The sequence below is a fragment of the Erythrobacter sp. HI0063 genome, from assembly GCF_001635685.1.
Lineage (GTDB): Bacteria > Pseudomonadota > Alphaproteobacteria > Sphingomonadales > Sphingomonadaceae > Qipengyuania.
Window position 1 is genome coordinate 13,219 of sequence record NZ_LWFF01000192.1, and the last position, 17,849, is coordinate 31,067.

At 63.5% G+C, this 17,849-nt stretch carries 15 protein-coding genes; 8 read left to right on the forward strand and 7 right to left on the reverse strand.

Annotation, left to right across the window (positions count from 1 at the left end; translation table 11 throughout):
• Window positions 1-54 precede the first annotated feature (54 nt).
• The 5 genes from A3736_RS06315 to A3736_RS06335 are packed head-to-tail and all read left to right on the forward strand — an operon-like array spanning window position 55 to window position 4,871.
• Window positions 55-2,028: a TonB-dependent siderophore receptor gene (locus tag A3736_RS06315; RefSeq protein ID WP_082851343.1), complete on the forward strand. Its 1,974-nt coding sequence runs from the start codon at window positions 55-57 to the stop codon at window positions 2,026-2,028.
• Window positions 2,025-2,837 carry an ABC transporter substrate-binding protein gene (locus A3736_RS06320; protein ID WP_067680537.1) on the forward strand — a complete coding sequence of 271 codons (813 nt, stop codon included), beginning with the start codon at window positions 2,025-2,027 and terminating at the stop codon, window positions 2,835-2,837. The genes A3736_RS06315 and A3736_RS06320 overlap by 4 nt, the downstream gene beginning before the upstream one ends.
• Window positions 2,834-3,799: an iron ABC transporter permease gene (locus tag A3736_RS06325; protein WP_067680570.1), complete on the forward strand. Its 966-nt coding sequence runs from the start codon at window positions 2,834-2,836 to the stop codon at window positions 3,797-3,799. The genes A3736_RS06320 and A3736_RS06325 overlap by 4 nt, the downstream gene beginning before the upstream one ends.
• Window positions 3,796-4,521, forward strand: a complete 726-nt coding sequence (locus tag A3736_RS06330; RefSeq protein ID WP_067680540.1) for an ABC transporter ATP-binding protein — start codon at window positions 3,796-3,798, stop codon at window positions 4,519-4,521. Before A3736_RS06325 ends, A3736_RS06330 begins: the two co-directional genes overlap by 4 nt.
• A 47-nt stretch (window positions 4,522-4,568) precedes the next feature.
• Window positions 4,569-4,871, forward strand: a complete 303-nt coding sequence (locus tag A3736_RS06335) for a GCN5-related N-acetyltransferase (protein WP_067680543.1) — start codon at window positions 4,569-4,571, stop codon at window positions 4,869-4,871.
• A 56-nt stretch (window positions 4,872-4,927) separates the two neighbouring features.
• On the opposite strand, the gene A3736_RS06340 is transcribed toward A3736_RS06335, so the two are convergent.
• The 5 genes from A3736_RS06340 to A3736_RS06360 all read right to left on the reverse strand — a co-directional run bounded on the left by A3736_RS06340 (window position 4,928) and on the right by A3736_RS06360 (window position 10,871).
• Window positions 4,928-6,076 (reverse strand): S8 family serine peptidase, encoded by a 1,149-nt coding sequence (locus tag A3736_RS06340; RefSeq protein ID WP_067680546.1) that lies wholly within the window; start codon window positions 6,074-6,076, stop codon window positions 4,928-4,930.
• Between the two features lie 245 nt (window positions 6,077-6,321).
• Window positions 6,322-8,595: a M3 family metallopeptidase gene (locus tag A3736_RS06345; RefSeq protein ID WP_082851344.1), complete on the reverse strand. Its 2,274-nt coding sequence runs from the start codon at window positions 8,593-8,595 to the stop codon at window positions 6,322-6,324.
• Between the two features lie 129 nt (window positions 8,596-8,724).
• On the reverse strand, window positions 8,725-9,381 hold the full coding sequence (locus tag A3736_RS06350; protein WP_067680549.1) for a hypothetical protein: 657 nt from the start codon (window positions 9,379-9,381) through the stop codon (window positions 8,725-8,727).
• A gap of 30 nt (window positions 9,382-9,411) precedes the next feature.
• Window positions 9,412-9,951, reverse strand: coding sequence for an RNA 2',3'-cyclic phosphodiesterase (gene thpR, locus A3736_RS06355; RefSeq protein ID WP_082851345.1), 540 nt, complete (start codon window positions 9,949-9,951; stop codon window positions 9,412-9,414).
• A gap of 8 nt (window positions 9,952-9,959) precedes the next feature.
• Window positions 9,960-10,871, reverse strand: coding sequence for a lysozyme (locus A3736_RS06360; protein WP_233999282.1), 912 nt, complete (start codon window positions 10,869-10,871; stop codon window positions 9,960-9,962).
• Between the two features lie 223 nt (window positions 10,872-11,094).
• Between A3736_RS06360 and A3736_RS06365 the strand changes: the two genes are divergently transcribed.
• Entirely contained in the window at window positions 11,095-12,117 is a 1,023-nt protein-coding gene (locus tag A3736_RS06365) for a hypothetical protein (RefSeq protein ID WP_067680552.1), read from the forward strand.
• A gap of 21 nt (window positions 12,118-12,138) precedes the next feature.
• Here the strand turns inward: A3736_RS06365 and A3736_RS06370 are convergent, their stop codons facing one another.
• Entirely contained in the window at window positions 12,139-13,116 is a 978-nt protein-coding gene (locus A3736_RS06370; protein ID WP_067680555.1) for a GGDEF domain-containing protein, read from the reverse strand.
• On the opposite strand from A3736_RS06370, the gene A3736_RS17030 reads away from it, so the two are divergent.
• Together A3736_RS17030 and uvrA are read left to right on the forward strand one after the other, a co-directional pair.
• Window positions 13,103-13,402, forward strand: a complete 300-nt coding sequence (locus tag A3736_RS17030; protein ID WP_156502016.1) for a hypothetical protein — start codon at window positions 13,103-13,105, stop codon at window positions 13,400-13,402. The two genes, A3736_RS06370 and A3736_RS17030, sit on opposite strands and share 14 nt — an antisense overlap.
• Before the next feature lie 163 nt (window positions 13,403-13,565).
• Complete coding sequence (gene uvrA / locus A3736_RS06375; protein ID WP_067680558.1) at window positions 13,566-16,493, forward strand: excinuclease ABC subunit UvrA; 2,928 nt, start codon at window positions 13,566-13,568, stop codon at window positions 16,491-16,493.
• A 329-nt stretch (window positions 16,494-16,822) separates the two neighbouring features.
• On the opposite strand, the gene A3736_RS06380 is transcribed toward uvrA, so the two are convergent.
• A partial coding sequence (locus A3736_RS06380; protein WP_233999284.1) for a hypothetical protein occupies window positions 16,823-17,849 on the reverse strand: 1,027 nt, incomplete at its 5' end.

Sequence of the window (17,849 nt, forward strand, 5' to 3'; positions counted from 1 at the left end):
GGGACGCGGCGCTCCCTCCGTGATGAGCGGCGTTCGTTCATTTCCGGAGGTATCATGCGTAAATTTCTGTTTTCCCTGTCCGTTTCCTGTTTTTCCCTGTCCTTTGCCGCAGTCCCGGCTTCGGCCCAGCAGTCGCAGCCCCAACCCGATGCGGGCGAAGACGCTCTGGCGGAAATCATCGCCGGGCAGGATGGCACGGCCCCCGTGCCGCCCGAACAGCGCCGCGAAATCGTGTTCGCAGAGCGGGAGACGAGCCCCGATCTGATCACCGTGACCGCCACGGGCTTCTCGCTCGATCCGGAGAACACCGGCCAGTCGGTGACCGTGATCGGGCGCGACGAGCTTGTGCAAATCCAGGGCGCGGACCTGACCCGCGTTTTCGCGCGGTTGCCCGGCGTCACCTTCGTGCGCAACGGGCCGATCGGCAGCTTCACCGGCCTCAATGTGCGCGGCGCGGCGTCCGAGCAATTGCTCGTCCTGATCGACGGGGTTCGGGTGGCCGATCAGGCTTCGCCCGGTGGCGGGTTCGATTTCGGCACGCTGCTGGCGACCAACACGTCCGGCCTCGACCTGACGCGCGGGGCGAACAGCACGATCTGGGGTGCGGATGCACTGGGCGGCGTGTTGAACGTATCGACGCGCGGCACGTCCGGCCTGTCCACCTCGCTCGAATACGGTGCGCGCGATACGCTGACTTCGGCAGTTTCGGGCGGGCTCGAAGGCGATCGCTATTTCGTCGGCCTGACCGGATCGGCATTGCGCACGGATGGTTTTTCGGCGGCCGCGAACGGCACCGAGAAGGACGGTGTGAACCAGTTCGGCCTCGGAGGCAGCGCCTTTTTCGACGTCACGAATGCGGTCGAGCTGTTCGCCAATGCCCGCTATGCCGAAAGCGACCTCGAGATCGACGGGTTCGCGCCGCCGACCTTTGCCTTAGGCGATACGCTCGACACCCAGCACACGCGGCAATATTCGGGCGCGATCGGCGCGACCTATTACGGGCAGGATCTGACTCTGCGGGGATCCTACGGCCTGTCCGATACCGAGCGCAGCAACGACAATCCCGTCACCGGCCCCAGCTTTGCAAGCGACGGCCATACCGACAGCCTGCAGGTGCGCGGCGAATATCGCGCGATCGGCGGCCTGACGCTGGCCTTCGGGGGCGAACAATACTGGTCGAGCTATGCGACCGACAGCGATGCGGGTGCGGACGTTTCGATCACCGGCGGCTATCTCCAGGCGGGCTGGGTGCTGGGCGGGCTGGCCGCGCATGCCGGTGCGCGCCTCGACGATCACGAATTGTTCGGCAGCGAAGTGAGCTTCGGCGGTGACATCAGCTACGCGCTTGGCGGCGGCTGGCGGGTCCGGGGCAGCGTGGGCGAAGGCTTCAAGGCGCCGACTCTGTTCCAGCTGTTCTCCGATTTCGGGAACGAGGATCTGCAGCCCGAACGCAGCACCAGCTACGATCTCGGCATCGCATTGGGCGATCGGAATGCGCCGCTTTATGTCGCAGTGACGGGTTTCCGGCGCGACAGCGAGGACCTGATCGGCTTCGCCTCCTGCTTCCAGAACCCCGCGCCGATCTGCGCCTCGCGTCCGTTCGGCTATTACGAGAACACCGATCGCGCCCGCGCGCAGGGGATCGAGGTCGAAGGCAGCGCGATCGTGACGGAAGGCTTGCGCATCTCCGGCCTCTACAGCCTGATCGATACCGAAGATCGCGCGAGCGGTAACGAGCTTGCCCGCCGCCCGCGCCATGCCGCGACGATCTTCGCCGATTACACCGCGCCTTTCGGTGCGAGCTTCGGCGCCGATCTGCGGCTGGTCGGCGACAGTTTCGACAACGCGTCGAACAGCGTGGAACTGGACGGATACACGGTGTTCGACCTGCGCGCTTCGGTACCGGTGACGACCGGCGTCGAATTGTTCGGGCGGGTCGAGAACGTGTTCGACGAGAACTACCAGACTGCGGCGGGCTATGCCCAGGCGGGGCGGGGAGCTTTCGTCGGAGTGAGGACGCGGATGTGATCCGCTGGCTGGCCGGAGCGGTGCTGGCGCTGGGCGGATGCTCGGCGCCTGCACCGACGCCCGGACCGGCGAATAGCGATCGCTCCAGTATCGTCAGCCTGAACCCCTGCGCCGACGCGATCCTTGCGGAGGTGGCGGCGCCGGGACAGCTGCTGGCGATCTCGCATTACAGCAAGGATCCGCGCGCCAGCTCGATGGAGGCCGATGACGCGCGCCGCTATCGCGCGACCGGTGGCACGGTGGAGGAGGTGCTGGCGCTCGATCCGGACGTGGTGGTCGCGAGCAGCTTCATTGGGCCCGCCACGCGAGCGGCGCTGACCGATCTCGGTATCAGGGTCGAGACGGTCGGCAGCGTCGCGAGCGTAGAGGACAGCATGGCGCAGGTGCGGCAGTTGGCGGCTTTGACCGGCAATGCCGATGCTGGCGAAGCGCTGGTCTCGCGCATCGCAAAATCCGCCGCGCCGAGTAAAGCTGCGCCAGTCGATACCGTGCTGTGGCAATCGGGCGGCATCGTCCCGGGCGAGACGACGCTGATCACCGATCTGATGGCGCGCGCGGGACTTTCCAACGGCGCGCGCACGCGCGGACTTGCCCAGGCCGATTTCCTTCCGCTTGAAAACGTGCTGGCCGATCCGCCTCAATTGCTGCTGGTGGCGGGCAGCGAACGGTCGCAACATCATCCTGCGCTTGCCGCCTTGTCGCAAACGCGCGTCGCCCGGCTCGATCCGAACCTCGTTTATTGCGGCGGCCCGACGATCCCCCGCGCAATGGCGAGACTGCGCGCCTTGCGCAGGAGCGCCGCGTCGTGACGCGCGTCACTCTGATACTGGCGGCGTTGCTCGCCATCGCGCTACCGCTCTCGCTGCTTGCAGGACGGGTCTGGATCGATCCGGCGAGCACGCCCAACGCCGCGCTCATCCTTGCCGAACTGCGCCTGCCGCGCGGCGTGCTTGCCATCGTAGTCGGCGCAGGGCTGGGCGCATCGGGAGCGGCGATGCAGGGCTATCTGCGCAATCCGCTCGCCGATCCGGGCCTGTTTGGCATCGCGCCGGGAGCGGCTTTGGGTGCAGTGGCGGCGCTGTGGTTCGGCTATACCGTTTCGCCCTATTTGCTGCCCGCTTTCGCCCTGGTGGGCGCAGGCGGCGCGATGGCCTTGCTTGCGTTGATCGCGGGTCGCACGGGCGGGATTGCCCTGTTTACGCTGGCAGGGTTGATGGTCGCGAGCCTTGCCGGAGCGCTCACTGCGCTGGCCATCAGCCTCGCGCCCAATGCCTTCGCGATGAGCGAGATCGTGTTGTGGCTGAACGGCGCGCTGACCGATCGCGGCTGGCGCGAAGTCTGGATCGCCGCGCCTTTGGTCGCGCTCGGCATCGCGGTGTTGTGGCGAGCCGGACCGGCGCTCGACGCGCTGACCTTGGGACACGCCGTCGCCCGCTCGCTCGGCGTCGATCCCAACCGGCTGCTATGGCTGCTGATCGTCGGCGTGGCGCTGACAGTGGGCGCGAGCGTGGCAGTGGCGGGGATCATCGGCTTCGTCGGCCTGATCGTGCCGCATCTCGTCCGCCCGCTGACCGACCGGCGCCCGTCCTCGCTCTTGTTGCCTAGCGCGCTGGCGGGCGCGCTGCTGGTGCTGGTAGCGGACAGCGTGGTGCGCATCCTCCCGCTGGTGACCGAACTGAGGCTGGGCATCGCGCTGAGCCTGCTCGGCGCGCCGTTCTTCCTTGCGCTGCTGCTGCGCATGCGGCGCGGCTTGCCGGGAGCGATGGGATGACGCTCGCCGCGCGCGATCTCACGCTGGACGGGCGGCTTTCGGGCGTCACGCTCTCGCTCGAACCCGGTACGATCACGGCGATCTGCGGGCCGAACGGGGCGGGCAAGTCGAGCTTGCTCGAAGCGCTGGCGGGTCTGCTCGCACCCGATGCGGGCGAAGTGCTGATGGACGACGTCTTGCTCACAAGCCTGCCTCCCAGAAAACGCGCACAGCGGATCGGCTATCTGCCGCAGGCATCGGAGATCGCTTGGGACGTGCCGGTGCGCAGCCTGGTCGAGCTGGGCCGGATGCCGCATGGCGACCGCGCGCGGGGGCCCGTGGAGGCGGCGCTCAAGGCGCTCGATCTCGAAAGCTTCGCATACCGCCGCGCGCAGACCCTGTCGGGCGGGGAGGCCGCGCGCGTTCTATTGGCGCGTGTGCTGGCGGGCGAGCCAGACTGGATCCTCGCCGATGAACCGCTCGCTGCGCTCGACCTTTCGCATCAACGCGTGCTCGTCCGCCATCTCGTGGAGCAGGCGCGGCAGGGGCGCGGCGTCGCACTGGTCCTCCACGATCTTGCGATCGCGCGAAATCATGCCGACCGGGTGATCGTGATGGACCGGGGAAGGATCGTCGAGGATGGACCGCCTGCCGAGGCGCTGTCGCCCCAAGCCATCGCCCGCGTCTTCGGCGTGAGCGGAGAATGGGTGGGGGAGGCCGGGCGGTTCGCCTTTTCCGCCTGATCTTTCGGGCGCTTGGCACCCGTTCGCCGATCGAGCGTTAGGCGGTGATGGCATCAGAAAACACCGCCCGGCGCTGGTTCGCCCTGACCCGCGATCGCCTGCCGGACCTCGCTCGCCAGCGCGGCTGGCCGGTCTTCGAGGACCACTGCTTCCAGCGTATCCTGCTGGACAATGCGGTCGGCGATAAATGGGACCTCGAAATCCCCGCGCCCGCCTATCGCAACGCATCGGACGAGCTGCTCGAACGCGCCATGGCTTTGGGCGAAGGCGCGATCGCCGGGACAGAAGACCTTGCCGATCTGAACCGCAATTCCCTCGCCTGGCGGGGCAAGGGAGAGCCGGGGCGCTGACGCGAAACGGCCGGATCCCCCGAGGGAGACCCGACCGCTTTTATCGGAGGTTCGGCTTATCTGATGCCGATGATGTCGGGATTGTTGTCCCGGTCCCCCGTCACGCGCCCACCATTGCGGACCGAACGCTGGAGGATCAGCCCGGCGAGATGCGGCGTGGCCATCGACGTTCCCGAAAGGGTTGCGTAGCTGCCGTTGAGATAGGTGGAAACGATCTCGACACCCGGCTCCGACACGTCGATCGGCGGGTTCGCGAAGTTCGAGAAACTGGCGAACCGGTCGTTGATGTCGAAGGCCGATACCGTCCAGATATAGCTGCCATTGACGCGGCCCGGCGAGACATTGTTCGCATTCTGGCTTTCGTTCCCGGCGGCAAGCGCGAAATAGATCCCGCGATTGGACGCGCGCAGGACGGCATTGTCGAGCGTGGTGCTGATCCCGCCGCCAAGGCTCATATTCACGACATCGCCTGCTGATCCGTAATTGTAGACGTGATTGACCGCCGACAGCACCGCCGAGTTCGAGCCGCTGCCGCTGCCGTCGAAGACGCGCAGCGAGACGACCGGTGCGCCGGGCGCCACGCCCACGACGCCGCCGCCATTGGCGCGCGCCGCGATGGTGCCTGCGACGTGCGTTCCGTGGCCGTTGGTGTCGGTATAGCCGAGGCCGGAGACGAAGCTGCGCGAACGGCTGGTGTCGATATTGAGATCGGGATGGCTGGCGATGCCGCTATCGATTACCCAGGCCCGCCGGAAGTTCGACCCGCTGCCGCCGCCCACGCGCGACACGCCCCAGGGCAGCGTATCGCCCTGCGCCGAAACCGCTGCGATCGAGGCCTTTCCCTCGCTTGCGATCGCCATCACCTGATCCTGTTCGCAATAGGAGATGTTGGGGTTGTTCGCCTGGACCTTGGCGATGGCGCGATCGGGAATGCGCAGGGTGAATCCTTCGAAGGCACCTTCGAAGACGTGCGTTACGCGCCCGCCACCGACATTGGCGGACCGGGCCGCCTGCGCGCCGGGATTGCCGCTGGCCGCGCCGGGCTTGAGCACGCAGATCCAGGTGTTGGGAATCTTTTTGCCGCCCGTATCGGCGACGGAGACGGCCTTTGTCGGTTCTTCACCGGGCTGGAGCTGCGCGCTTTGCGCCACGATCGCGACGGGGACGCCAGCCATGACAGCCGCCGCAAGCAGGTATTTTCTCATCAGTACTCTCCCAAGAAACGGGCTTTTACCCGTTATGGGATTGGTACCGGGAGGAGCGGTCTGCTCCAAATCAATTATTCGCAAAGTTAAAACAGTTTATATATTTGATGTCGCAAAATTACGGTCGGCGATAGTTGTCGGTCGAATTGATCACCGTGGCGAAATATTCTGTCCAAATCATCCGCTTTCAAACGAAAAGGGCGGACAGAAGCCCGCCCTTTCCCGTTTGCATCGCTAATGACGGCTTAGCGCACGACGTCGCCGCCCGCGCCGCCTGCATCGCCGACCGTGGCGGGGCCGTCATCGGCGACTTCGCTGTCCGCCGCCTCGTCACCCGGTATCAATCCGCGCGCTTCGAGCATCGGCGTGACGTCGGGCTGCCGTCCGGCGAAGTTCTGGAACATCTGGAAGTAATCCATCGTTCCGCCACGGCTCAGCACGGTGTCGCGATAGTGATCGCCATTCTCGCGCGTCAGCCCGCCATTCTCGCGGAACCATTTGCGGCTGTCGCGATCCAGCATCTCCGTCCACAGATAGCTGTAATAGCCCGCTGAATAACCGGTCGGCCCGCTGAAGATGTGGTTGAAATAGGTGCTACGATAGCGCGGCGGCACCAGATCGATTTCGAGACCCAGCTCTTCGAGCGAACGACGCTCGAACGCGTCGACCTTTTCGGGCGTGTCGAGCGCGGCGGCCTCTTGCGGGGTCAGCGCGCTCCACTTCATGTCGAGCAGGGCGGCTTCCACCGTCTCCCCGAAATCGTAGCCCTGGTTGAACTTGGATGCCGCTTCGATCTTCTCGATCATTTCGGCAGGGATGGTCTCGCCGGTCTTGTAGTGCTTGGCATAGTTCGACAGCACGCTCGGCCAGGTGGCCCACATTTCATGGACCTGACTGGGATATTCCACGAAATCGCGTGCCGTGGCGGTGCCCGACAGGCTCTCGTAACGCTGATCGGCGAAGAAGCCGTGCAGCGCGTGGCCGAATTCGTGGAACGCTGTGTTCACCCAATCGAAGCTGACCAGCTGCGGCTCGCCTTCCGGCGCCTTGGGAATGTTGAGCACATTGTAGATCACCGGCTTGGTGCCCCACAGATCGCTCTGTTCCACGAAATTGCTCATCCATGCACCGCCGCGCTTGGAGGGGCGCTGATACGGATCGAAATAGAACAGGCCGAGTTCAGATCCGTCCCGGTCGAACACGGTGTAGACCGACACGTCGGGGTGGTAGACCGGCAGGTCCGTCCGGCGCTCGAAATTCAGGCCGTAAAGCTGGTTGGCCATGTAGAACACGCCATCTTCCAGCACTTTGTCGATCTGAAAATATTCCATGACCGCGTCTTCGTCGAGATCGTACTGCTCCGCCTTGATCTTGTTGGCGTAGCGATACCAGTCCCACGGTTTCACGGTGTAGTCGCCGCCATCGGCCGCGATCGCCGCGTTCAGCATCGCCGCCTCGCGCCGCTGCGTTGCGGCCAGGGCGGGGACCATCTGTTCCATGAAGTCGAGCGCGGTCTTGGGCGTTTCCGCCATCCGGTCCCACATCGCGTAGCTCGCCCAGTCGGGCTCGCCGAACAGGGCCGCCTTCTGCGCGCGCAATTCCGCGATCTGGGCGATCAGCATGCGCGTATCGATATCGGTGGTGCCGTCGGCACGGTGATAGCTGGCGTTGAACAGCTTTTCGCGCGCCGCGCGGTTTTCCATCGCGGGGAGCAGCGGCTGCTGCGTCGTGTTCTGGAGCGCGACGGCGAACTTGCCGTCATAGCCCTTTTCCGTGGCGAGATTGGCGGCGGCGGTGATGTCGCCATCGCTGAGGCCGGCCAGTTCCGCGCGGGTGTCGAAAATCACCGGCTGATCCGCCATGGCGTTGCGCGCCCGCTGCGAGAAATCGGTGGTGAGCGTCGAAAGCTGCGAGTTGATCGACTTGACCTGTTCGCGCTGCGCGTCGGTCAGCAAAGCGCCGGCATGGACCATGCCTTCATAGGTGTTTTCGAGCAGCTTGGCGTCTTCCACCGTCATCGCCATCGCCGCGCGATTGTCGTAGACCGCCTTCACACGCTGGAACAGCGCGGGGTTCAGCGTGATGCTGTCGTAGTGCGCGGTCAGCTTGGGGCTGATCTCGGTCTCGATCTCGGTCAGGCGATCGGTGGTGTTGGAACCCGTCAGCGCGAAGAAGACGTTGCCGACGCGGTCGAGCATGCGGCCCGACTTTTCGAGCGCCACGATGGTGTTCGCGAAAGTCGGCGCCGCGGGATTGTCGATGATGGCCTGCACTTCGGCCTTCTGGATCGCCATGCCCTGCGTGAAGGCGGGAATGTAATCGTCTTCCGAGATCGCGCTGAAATCGGGGGCGAGGAAGGGCAGCGTGCTGTCGGAAGCGAAATAGCCGGTGCCTTCGGGAATGTCCGCATTCGCCAGCGCGGCATCGCCCTCCGGGGCCATTGCGCTATCGGTCATGGTTGTGCTGCAACCGGCCAGCAAGGCTGCTGCGGCGGTAGTGGCCAGGATCTGGGCCTTCATACATATCTCTCCAACTCGAATAGGGCGCCCCGGCGCGGATCGCGGAGGCGAGGATGGTTACGTTTGTATCTGATCGCGCTTGAACAGCGGATTGATGGCGATTGCAAGCATGTGGACGAGCGGAGCGGTTCACAAATCGGGGACGGGTTCGCCCTGGCGGTCCTGCGCCTTGCGCCGCGCCGCGCCTGCCGCCTCGTCCAGCGCCTGGCGATTGACGGTGACGAGCCGAGGGCGCGCGCCCATCTTGTCGACCACCAGCCAGATCGATCCCAGCTCGAAGAAGCCGCCGCGTTCCGGGACCACCGTCATCTGGGACAAATCGAGGCGCTCGATCGCGCCGATCAGGCGGGCGTCGAACACTTCGTCGTACAGCGCGTCGATCTGGTCGTCGTCCAGCTCGACCTGCTCGCCATCGCGGTCGATATAGAGCAGCGGCAGGCCCAGTTGTTCGAGCATGCGCGCCTTGTCGCCCGAACGGGCCGCCGCGCGCAGCGCATCGATTGCGGCCTGGAACTGGCTGGCGCTGGTATTGGTCGCACAGGAGATCGCGCCGCCATCGACCAGATCGTTGGCGCGATCGAATTCGATGTCGCGGCTTTGCTGGTTCGACCAGACCATCAGCAGGCAGTCTTCCGGCTCCTCGTTCATGGCATCGAGCAGCGATGCATCGGCGCCGCCCCCCGATTGCGTGCGCATCGCCAACGCGTGTTCGGCAGTCTCCCCGTCGGGAACGGGCGAGCAGGCCATGGCGAGGGTAGAAAGAAGAAGGGGCAGGTATTTCGGCATCGGGACGGTAGCAATCGCAGGGTAGGGGTTTCAGCGGGTCAGCGCATAGCGTCTGACGGGTTCGTAGAGTGCGCCGGCGGCACTTAGGTGACTTTCGAACAGAGTAAATCCATCGACGATCCAGGGCTGGCTGGCGAGATCGCCATGTTCGGAAATCCAGGGGCCGACCGGAGCAGTGCCACCGTTCAGCCGAGCGATCGTGATGTGCGGCGCAAACTTTCGCGTTTCGGGAGCAAGCCCGACTCGGCGGCAGGCCATTTCGACCCGGCTCTGCAATTGTCGCAACGCCTCGCTCTCGCCGAGACCGGCCCAGAGCGTGTGCGCCCGGCCCTTGCGCTCGAAATGCCCGATCCCGGCCAGCGAAAGCGGGAAGGGATCGCCGTGAACGCTCGCCAGCGCAGCGACGAGATCGTCGGCCTGGCGGGCATCGACTTCGCCGACGAAGCGCAGAGTGACATGCAATTGGTCGTCATCCTGCCAGCGCGCGCCATCCAGCGCTTCCATCCGGTCGATCAGCATGTCGCGGATCGGGGGAGGGGGCCGGATGCCGACGAAGAGGCGATGGCTCACGAATTGCCTCAGACGGTGGAGCGGGCGGCGCTCTCGCGCGGATCCTCATAGGACGCCTCGCTGAACATCTTTTCCCGGCGCTCGGACCGGAACTCCAGACCGCGCGCGACTTGTCCGGCGGCGTGGGTGTAATTCAGCTCGGCCGCGATCGCATCGTAGTCACGCGCCTGAATGGCAGCGTTGAGGCGAGGGCTTTCGTCTTCGGCGACATTGCCCGGACCCACATTGTAGACGAGATCGACGAGCGCATCGAATTCGTGCTGATAAAGCGGCAGGTCTCCGACGAGTTCGCGCACATGGCGCTCCGCCTCGGCCAGATCGATTTCGAGAAATTCGAGGATCTGCTGCTTCGATACGCGGTCGCCGACCCGCAAGCCGTCCTGGGGATCGATCAGATGACCGACGCCGACCGTGGGGTAGCCTGCGACATCGCGATAGACGATGTACCGCACGCCCTCTTCTTCGATCAGCGCACGCTTGAATTCGGCACTGGTCCCGATCTTGTGCGCGGCGAGCCGCGACTGGGTCGGGTCTTCGAACACTTCGTGCGTATCGGCCGTGCCGCCGAAGGGGCGGCTTGGCCCGAACGGATTGGTGAATGCGGCAAGACCGACGGCGCCTGCGGTCAACATGGCCGTCGCGGCTTTGCGCGAGGACTTGCTTGGCTTCACGCCGAAGACCTTGCTGGCCGCGCGCCGGGCGCGGGACAGATCGTTGCGCTGCTGTTGTTCGATCCGGCGTTCGCGTTCGCGCCGCGCGGCGGCGAGACGCCTGTCCGCTTCGGGCACGCGGTTCGTCGGCAGACCGTCGAGCGGCATGTCGAGATCCTGTAGCATCCGGCGGACCCGATCGGCGGAATCGGACGGCGTGCGCGATGGCTTTTGCCTGTCTGGCGCGCTATGGCTGGGAATGGCGGACATGGGCTTGGGGTGCTCCGAAAACGTTCTGAGTTCGGGAGCCTGGATACGAACGGCTGATGCGACGGTTTCGTCACTCGGCACGAACATTAGGCCCCCTGTATACCTGATCAACGGGTGAAAGGGGTCGAAGGTCCTCGCTTCGCCGTTGTTCGACCACGCTTCGGGGGTGAGTGGCCTTTAAACGGCCCTTGCGCGCCGTTTCAGCCGCGCTAGGCAGGCCGATATGAGCAATCCCGCCCTCGAAGCCGCCGAAATCGCTCGCGATCCGAGCTGGATCCCGCACCGGATCGACTGGACGCGAAACCGGATGCAGTTCCTCAAACTGGAACGATCGTCTCTCGGCGATGCGGGGTTTCTCGCCGATCGCGAGCCGAGCGGTCCGCAAGGCGAGGCATGGCTTGCGCTCGACCGTGTCGCGGCAATGCAGCCCGAAACCGGCCCGATCCATTTCATCTTCCACACTGCCTTTTGCCGGTCGACCCTGCTGGCGCGCGCGCTCGATCGACCGGGTGCGATGGCGAGCCTGAACGAACCGCATATCCTGGCCGCTCTGGCGGGGGCGGGTGTGGAACCGGGCCGGCCGGGCGCGGCGCTGCTCGCGCCGGTGCTGAAACTGCTGGCCCGCAGCTTTCCCGGCGAAAGCGCCGTGGTGGTCAAGCCGACCAATCATGCCAATGCGCTGATCCCGGCGATACTGACCGCTCTGCCGCAAGCGCGCGCGGTTCTGATGACCAATCCGCTGCCATCCTTCCTGGCGGCAGTCATCCGCAAGGGCATGATGGGGCGGCGCTGGGGACGGCTGCTTTATCTCGAAATGCAATCCTATGCCGGCATGGATCTGGGAATGGACAGGCGCGAACAATTCGCGATGACCGATCTTCAGGCGGCGGCGCTCGCCTGGTTTCTGGCGCAGCGCTGGTTTGCCCTCCAGCAACAGCGTTTCGGCGATCGGCTGGCCGTGCTGGATGGCGATGTGTTCGGCAGGGAGAAGGCACGCACGCTCAGCGCCGTGTCCAAGCATTTGGGAATAGCAATGGAAGAGGGCACTGCCGAGACAATCGCCACCGGCAAGCTCTTTACCAGCCACGCGAAATCGGGTGAGGATTTCGCCGCGAAGGAAGCGGCGGATGCGGCCCGCTCGCGCAGTGCCGTCACCGAAGAGGAGATCGCGCAGGTCGGCCATTGGATCGGCATGATCGCGCAGCAGGCCGGGCTGGACGTGCCGCGCCCCCAGACGCTGTTCTAGCTCGCCATCCTGGCGACCACCTCAGGCAGCCGCGCGCTCCACGCGATTGCGGCCCGCCGCCTTGGCGCGATAGGTTGCCCTGTCGGCGCGCGCGAGGACTTCGTCGAGATCGTCGCGGGCTGCCCATTCCCCGACACCGATCGAGGCCGAGGTCTTAAGCTCGGCATGGGCCATTCCGGCGGACAGGCCCGCAATCGCGAAGCGGATCTGCTCGGCCACGCTGGCGGTCCGTTCCATGTCGTCGATGTCCAGGATCATGACGAATTCCTCGCCTCCGGTCCGCGCCGCGCAATGGTCGTCGCCGTCCAGCCCCGATACCACGTCGCGCAAGGCCGCACCCACCCGTTCCAAGACCAGATCGCCGGTCGCATGACCGAACGTGTCGTTGATCGCCTTGAAGTGGTCGAGATCGATCGTCAGCACATGTCGTGTCCGGTCGGGATCGAGCTTTTCGGCGAAACGGAAGAACGAGCGGCGGTTCATAAGGCCGGTGAGGTGATCGCGATACGCCAATTGCTCGACCTCGCGCAGCGATGCTTCCAGGCGCTGCGTCAGCATACGGTTCGTCACCAGCGTCCGCGCGGTTTCTTCCTGGCGATTGGTGGCGGCAAAGGCATAAGCGAGAAAGACCAGGAACAGCGCGTCGATCGCCATCAGGCTGCCCCAATCGTGGCTATCCGGCGGGTCGAGAAACAACAGCGCCGTGGCAGTCACCTGAAATCCAACCGCAAAGGTCAAGGCCAGGATCGGGACCGGGGCCAGCATGCTGACGATGATCGTGATCCCGGCCACCAGCGCGCCGAAAATCAACAGCGCCGCAGGCTGGTTCAGCGATACGTCGAACAGGGGAGGGAGCATGCTTGCCCAGCTGGCACCGCCCACGACGAGCGCGACGGCGACCGGACGGATCGCTTCCGACCCCGTGCCGCCCGCCGCCAGAGTGGCGCGGGCGCGCTTGAAACTGAAATGGGTAAGCGGGCTGGCGATGAAACGGCTCAAGAGCGGGATTGCGAAGGCGTTCGGATCGTCGAGCTGGAAGACCGCGAAAAACCATCATCAGCCAGCATACCGCATTGGCGATCTGCGCTTTTTTCTCGATTTCGAGCACCAGGCTCAGTTTCTGACGCCGGACCGCGCGCTCGCTGATTGGCACCGATTGATCGGTGGAGGTGCCATTCGGCAAAGTCTGCGCTTCGTCTGCCATCCCGGTCTCCCTCCGCGATTTGCTCTTCGTTTACACCCGGACCGAGGTCGCTCTTTTTTGGCGGAAACGAGACGATCCTAGGGCAATAAAGGTTAACGGTACGTTCGCAAATTGCGCAACACCCTTAAATTCACCGCGATCCTACCCAGATGGGACCGATGCGAGCCGCTCGACCGTTAAGGTTCTCGACGCGCGCTAAGCCTCGCCTTGACGATAACGAACATTTGCGGAACACGCCCGACTCATGGCTCTTACCAAAATCTCCGTGCGCGGTGCGCGCGAACACAATCTCAAGGGCGTGGACATCGATCTGCCGCGCGATGCGCTGATCGTGATCACCGGGCTTTCGGGCTCGGGCAAGTCCAGCCTCGCCTTCGATACGATCTATGCGGAGGGGCAACGGCGCTATGTGGAATCGCTGAGCGCCTATGCGCGGCAATTCCTCGAAATGATGCAGAAGCCCGATGTCGAACATATCGACGGGCTGTCTCCGGCGATTTCGATCGAACAGAAGACGACGAGCCGCAATCCGCGCTCGACCGTGGCGACCGTGACCGAGATCTACGATTACATGCGCCTGTTGTGGGCGCGTGTCGGCGTGCCCTATTCGCCCGCCACCGGCCTCCCGATCGAGGCGCAGACGGTGTCGAACATGGTTGATCGCGTGATGGCCCTGCCCGAAGGCACGCGGCTCTATCTGCTCGCCCCGGTGGTACGCGGGCGCAAGGGTGAATACCGCCGCGAGCTCGCCGAATGGCAGAAGGCCGGGTTCACCCGCGTGCGGATCGACGGCGAGATGTACCCGATCGAAGAAGCACCCGCGCTCGACAAGAAGTTCAAGCACGATGTCGAAGTCGTGGTCGATCGCCTGGCGGTGAAGGAAGGCATCGAAACGCGCCTTGCCGACAGTTTCGAACAGGCCCTGCGCCTCGCCGACGGGCTGGCCTATGTCGACCTTGCCGATGGCGTGGTGCCGGGGCGCGAGAATGAAGGTGAGGGTGGCGGCGCGATGAAGGGCGCTGGCCTGCCCGCCAATCGCATCGTCTTTTCCGAAAAATTCGCCTGTCCGGTCAGCGGTTTCACCATCGAGGAGGTCGAGCCGCGCCTGTTCAGCTTTAACGCGCCGCAGGGTGCCTGCCCGACCTGCGACGGGATCGGCGAGAAGCAATTGTTCGATCCCCAGCTGGTCGTCCCCAACGAGGCTTTGACCCTCAAGAAGGGCGCGGTGGTGCCGTGGGCGAAATCCAACCCGCCATCGCCCTATTACATGCAGGTTCTCGCCAGCCTCGCCAAGGAATATGAGTTCAGCCTCGAAACCCCGTGGGAGGATTTCGACAAGGAAATCCGCGACATCATTCTGTTCGGGACCAAGGGGCGCGCCATCCCGCTCACCTTCAAGGACGGGCGCAAGAGCTACACGGTCAAGAAGGCCTTCGAAGGCGTGATCGGCAATCTGAACCGCCGTCTGCTCCAGACCGAAAGCGCCTGGATGCGCGAGGAGCTGTCCAAATTCCAGACCGCGCAGCCGTGCGAGACCTGCAATGGCAAGCGGCTCAACGAAAAGGCGCTGGCGGTGAAGATCCCGGGGCCTTCGGGCGTCACCGACATCGCCACCCCCACCAAGATGAGCGTCGCCGACGCAAAGGCCTGGTTCCTCGGCCTGCCCGAGCATCTGAACGACCAGCAATCGCAGATCGCCAAGGCCATCCTCAAGGAGATCAACGAGCGGCTGGGCTTCCTCGACAATGTCGGGCTCGATTACCTCAATCTCGACCGGACCAGCGGCACGCTGTCGGGCGGGGAGAGCCAGCGCATCCGCCTCGCCTCGCAGATCGGCAGCGGGCTGTCGGGCGTGCTCTACGTGCTCGACGAGCCCAGCATCGGCCTGCACCAGCGCGACAACGACCGGCTTTTGGAAACGCTCAAGCGCCTGCGCGATCTCGGCAACACGGTGATCGTGGTGGAGCATGACGAGGACGCGATCCGCGCCGCGGATTACGTCGTCGATCTCGGCCCCGGCGCAGGCGTGCGCGGGGGCGAGGTGGTGGCCGAAGGCACGCTGAAGCAGGTGCTCAAGTCCAGGAAATCGCTCACCGCAGACTACCTCACCGGGCGGCGCGAGATCGCGGTGCCCGGGGAACGCCGCAAGGGCAATGGCAAGCAAATCACCGTCCATGGCGCCCGCGCGAACAATCTGAACGACGTCACCGCCTCGATCCCGCTCGGCACCTTCACCTGCGTCACCGGCGTATCGGGCTCGGGCAAGTCGAGCTTCACCATCGACACGCTCTACGCCGCCGCCGCGCGCACGCTGAACGGCGCGCGCATCGTGGCGGGCGCGCACGACAAGGTCACCGGGCTCGACCATTGCGACAAGGTGATCGAGATCGACCAGTCCCCCATCGGCCGCACTCCGCGATCGAACCCCGCCACCTATACCGGCGCCTTCACCCAGATCCGCGACTGGTTCGCCGGCCTCCCCGAAGCGCAGGCGCGCGGCTACAAGCCCGGCCGCTTCAGCTTCAACGTCAAGGGCGGCCGGTGCGAGGCGTGCCAGGGCGACGGCCTGATCAAGATCGAGATGCACTTCCTGCCCGACGTCTACGTCACCTGCGAGGAATGCGACGGCAAGCGCTACAACCGCGAAACGCTGGAGGTGAAGTTCAAGGGTCACTCCATCGCCGACGTGCTCGACATGACGGTGGAGGATGCGGAAACCTTCTTCGAAAACGTCCCCCCCATCCGCGATAAAATGCACATGCTGAACGAGGTGGGCCTCGGCTACGTCAAGGTCGGCCAGCAGGCGACCACGCTATCGGGGGGCGAGGCGCAGCGGGTGAAGCTCGCCAAGGAATTGTCCCGCCGCAGCACCGGACAGACGCTCTACATCCTCGACGAGCCGACCACCGGCCTGCATTTCGAGGATGTGCGCAAACTCCTCGAAGTGCTGCACCGGCTGGTGGACCAGGGTAATTCCGTGGTGGTGATCGAGCACAATCTGGATGTCATCAAGACGGCGGATTATTTGCTGGACCTGGGTCCGGGCGGCGGCGTGCGCGGGGGCGAGATCGTGGCCGAAGGCACGCCGGAAGAGGTCGCCGCGACCGAGGCGAGCTTCACGGGGCGGTATCTCAAACCAATGCTGGCTAGACAAGCAGAGTCGGCGGAGTGAGAGTGTGGTCTGGTGCCCGCTCCGGATGCTATCCGGTGCGGTTTACCTGTTCGACCAAAGATTGTGCGGTGGAGAGGTGACTTCCTAAGGCATGTGCGAGCAGGCCCCTGAGGCGAAAGCCTCTTATATGGGCGATTGCTTAGCGCCAATACCAAAGTGGCCATCACAGATCGCCTTCGCGTAAGCGAGAGTGGCTGAGGCTATGCCGGAAAAGGTGGTCAAGAAGGAGGCGAGACCTACGGCGCGATTGTTGGTGTCCATATTAATTTGCCCTCGCGGCGGCGAGCGAGGAGCGACAACGCTCAAGATTGTCTAGCTGGGCAAAGGCGTTAATGAACCGTACTTTCAGGGACATCACGCTTCGGTTTATCAGGCATCTCTTGCAAGGAACTTTCAAAATCTATAATCAATTGTTCTCCGAAGACTTCAAAAAACTTGTCTCGAAATTTATCATTGGACCGAACCCAATCAAATACCGGCCAATTTCGAATGGCATCGATTGAAATATCTTCGGACGCTGCTGCAGCAGGTAAAAGTCGGATAACTTCTTCAACATCTTCGCGTATAGAAGCTATGCATATTCGAAAGTCGATACTTGTAGCACTCCAATCAAGTTCAGCAAGGACCTTCTCGGAATCTTCCTTCTTGTCCATTTTTCGCAACGCGTTCGCGAGGTTTACGTACATCTGACGGACGCGCATCTCTTCTACACCTTTCCGACTTTGCTTGTGAAGCGCGAAGTCCAATAGCCACGCGGCCAATTTGGTGCGCTTTTTGGTGATGTAAAAGTACGAGGCATCGGAAAGCGCTCCAAATGCTGGATTGGGGTCATCTGAACCCTTTCGCCAAATAACAAAGGAAAGCAAGGTTCCGAATTCGATTAGGTAATCTACCGCTTTGTGAAGATAAGAAGTGGAAAGCTCGAGCCTCGATCCAATAGCGATATCTTCAGAAGGATATTTTTCGCGCTTAAGTTTTTCTAAATAAGCTCTTGTTGCCACCCCATTCGCATGTGCATACTGGTTTCGTCTTTCGAAAACCTCGTAAAAATTTCTCCAGCGCTCGTGGTGATTGATTATCTCTGTTTGAGAGAGCTTCTCAATATATCTCACTTGCTCTTTATGAGAATCGCGAAGTAGTCGGTTTACTTCGTCGTCAATAATATTGTTTTTGAGAGTTTCGATCTCTTTGGTCTTGAACAGCTCGCGATAGGAGAAAGACTTATCTCCAAAGTCTATAGAGGCAGGGTCTCTAGTGATTAAATCCTTAAGAAAATCGCCAATTATGGAGTCGAATGTCGCTACGATACTTAGTAAGAGAGAGGAGGGGAGAACTTTCATCCCTTGATCTATCTCC

What these genes read in the sequence shown, in the direction of transcription:
- A3736_RS06315 (WP_082851343.1), top strand. Translation starts at nt 55, where the DNA reads ATGCGTAAATTTCTGTTTTCCCTGTCCGTTTCCTGTTTTTCCCTGTCC.
- A3736_RS06330 (WP_067680540.1), top strand. Translation starts at nt 3,796, where the DNA reads ATGACGCTCGCCGCGCGCGATCTCACGCTGGACGGGCGGCTTTCGGGC.
- A3736_RS06335 (WP_067680543.1), top strand. Translation starts at nt 4,569, where the DNA reads ATGGCATCAGAAAACACCGCCCGGCGCTGGTTCGCCCTGACCCGCGAT.
- A3736_RS06340 (WP_067680546.1), bottom strand. Translation starts at nt 6,076, where the DNA reads ATGAGAAAATACCTGCTTGCGGCGGCTGTCATGGCTGGCGTCCCCGTC.
- A3736_RS06345 (WP_082851344.1), bottom strand. Translation starts at nt 8,595, where the DNA reads ATGAAGGCCCAGATCCTGGCCACTACCGCCGCAGCAGCCTTGCTGGCC.
- A3736_RS06350 (WP_067680549.1), bottom strand. Translation starts at nt 9,381, where the DNA reads ATGCCGAAATACCTGCCCCTTCTTCTTTCTACCCTCGCCATGGCCTGC.
- A3736_RS06360 (WP_233999282.1), bottom strand. Translation starts at nt 10,871, where the DNA reads ATGTCCGCCATTCCCAGCCATAGCGCGCCAGACAGGCAAAAGCCATCG.
- A3736_RS06365 (WP_067680552.1), top strand. Translation starts at nt 11,095, where the DNA reads ATGAGCAATCCCGCCCTCGAAGCCGCCGAAATCGCTCGCGATCCGAGC.
- A3736_RS17030 (WP_156502016.1), top strand. Translation starts at nt 13,103, where the DNA reads ATGAAACGGCTCAAGAGCGGGATTGCGAAGGCGTTCGGATCGTCGAGC.
- uvrA (WP_067680558.1), top strand. Translation starts at nt 13,566, where the DNA reads ATGGCTCTTACCAAAATCTCCGTGCGCGGTGCGCGCGAACACAATCTC.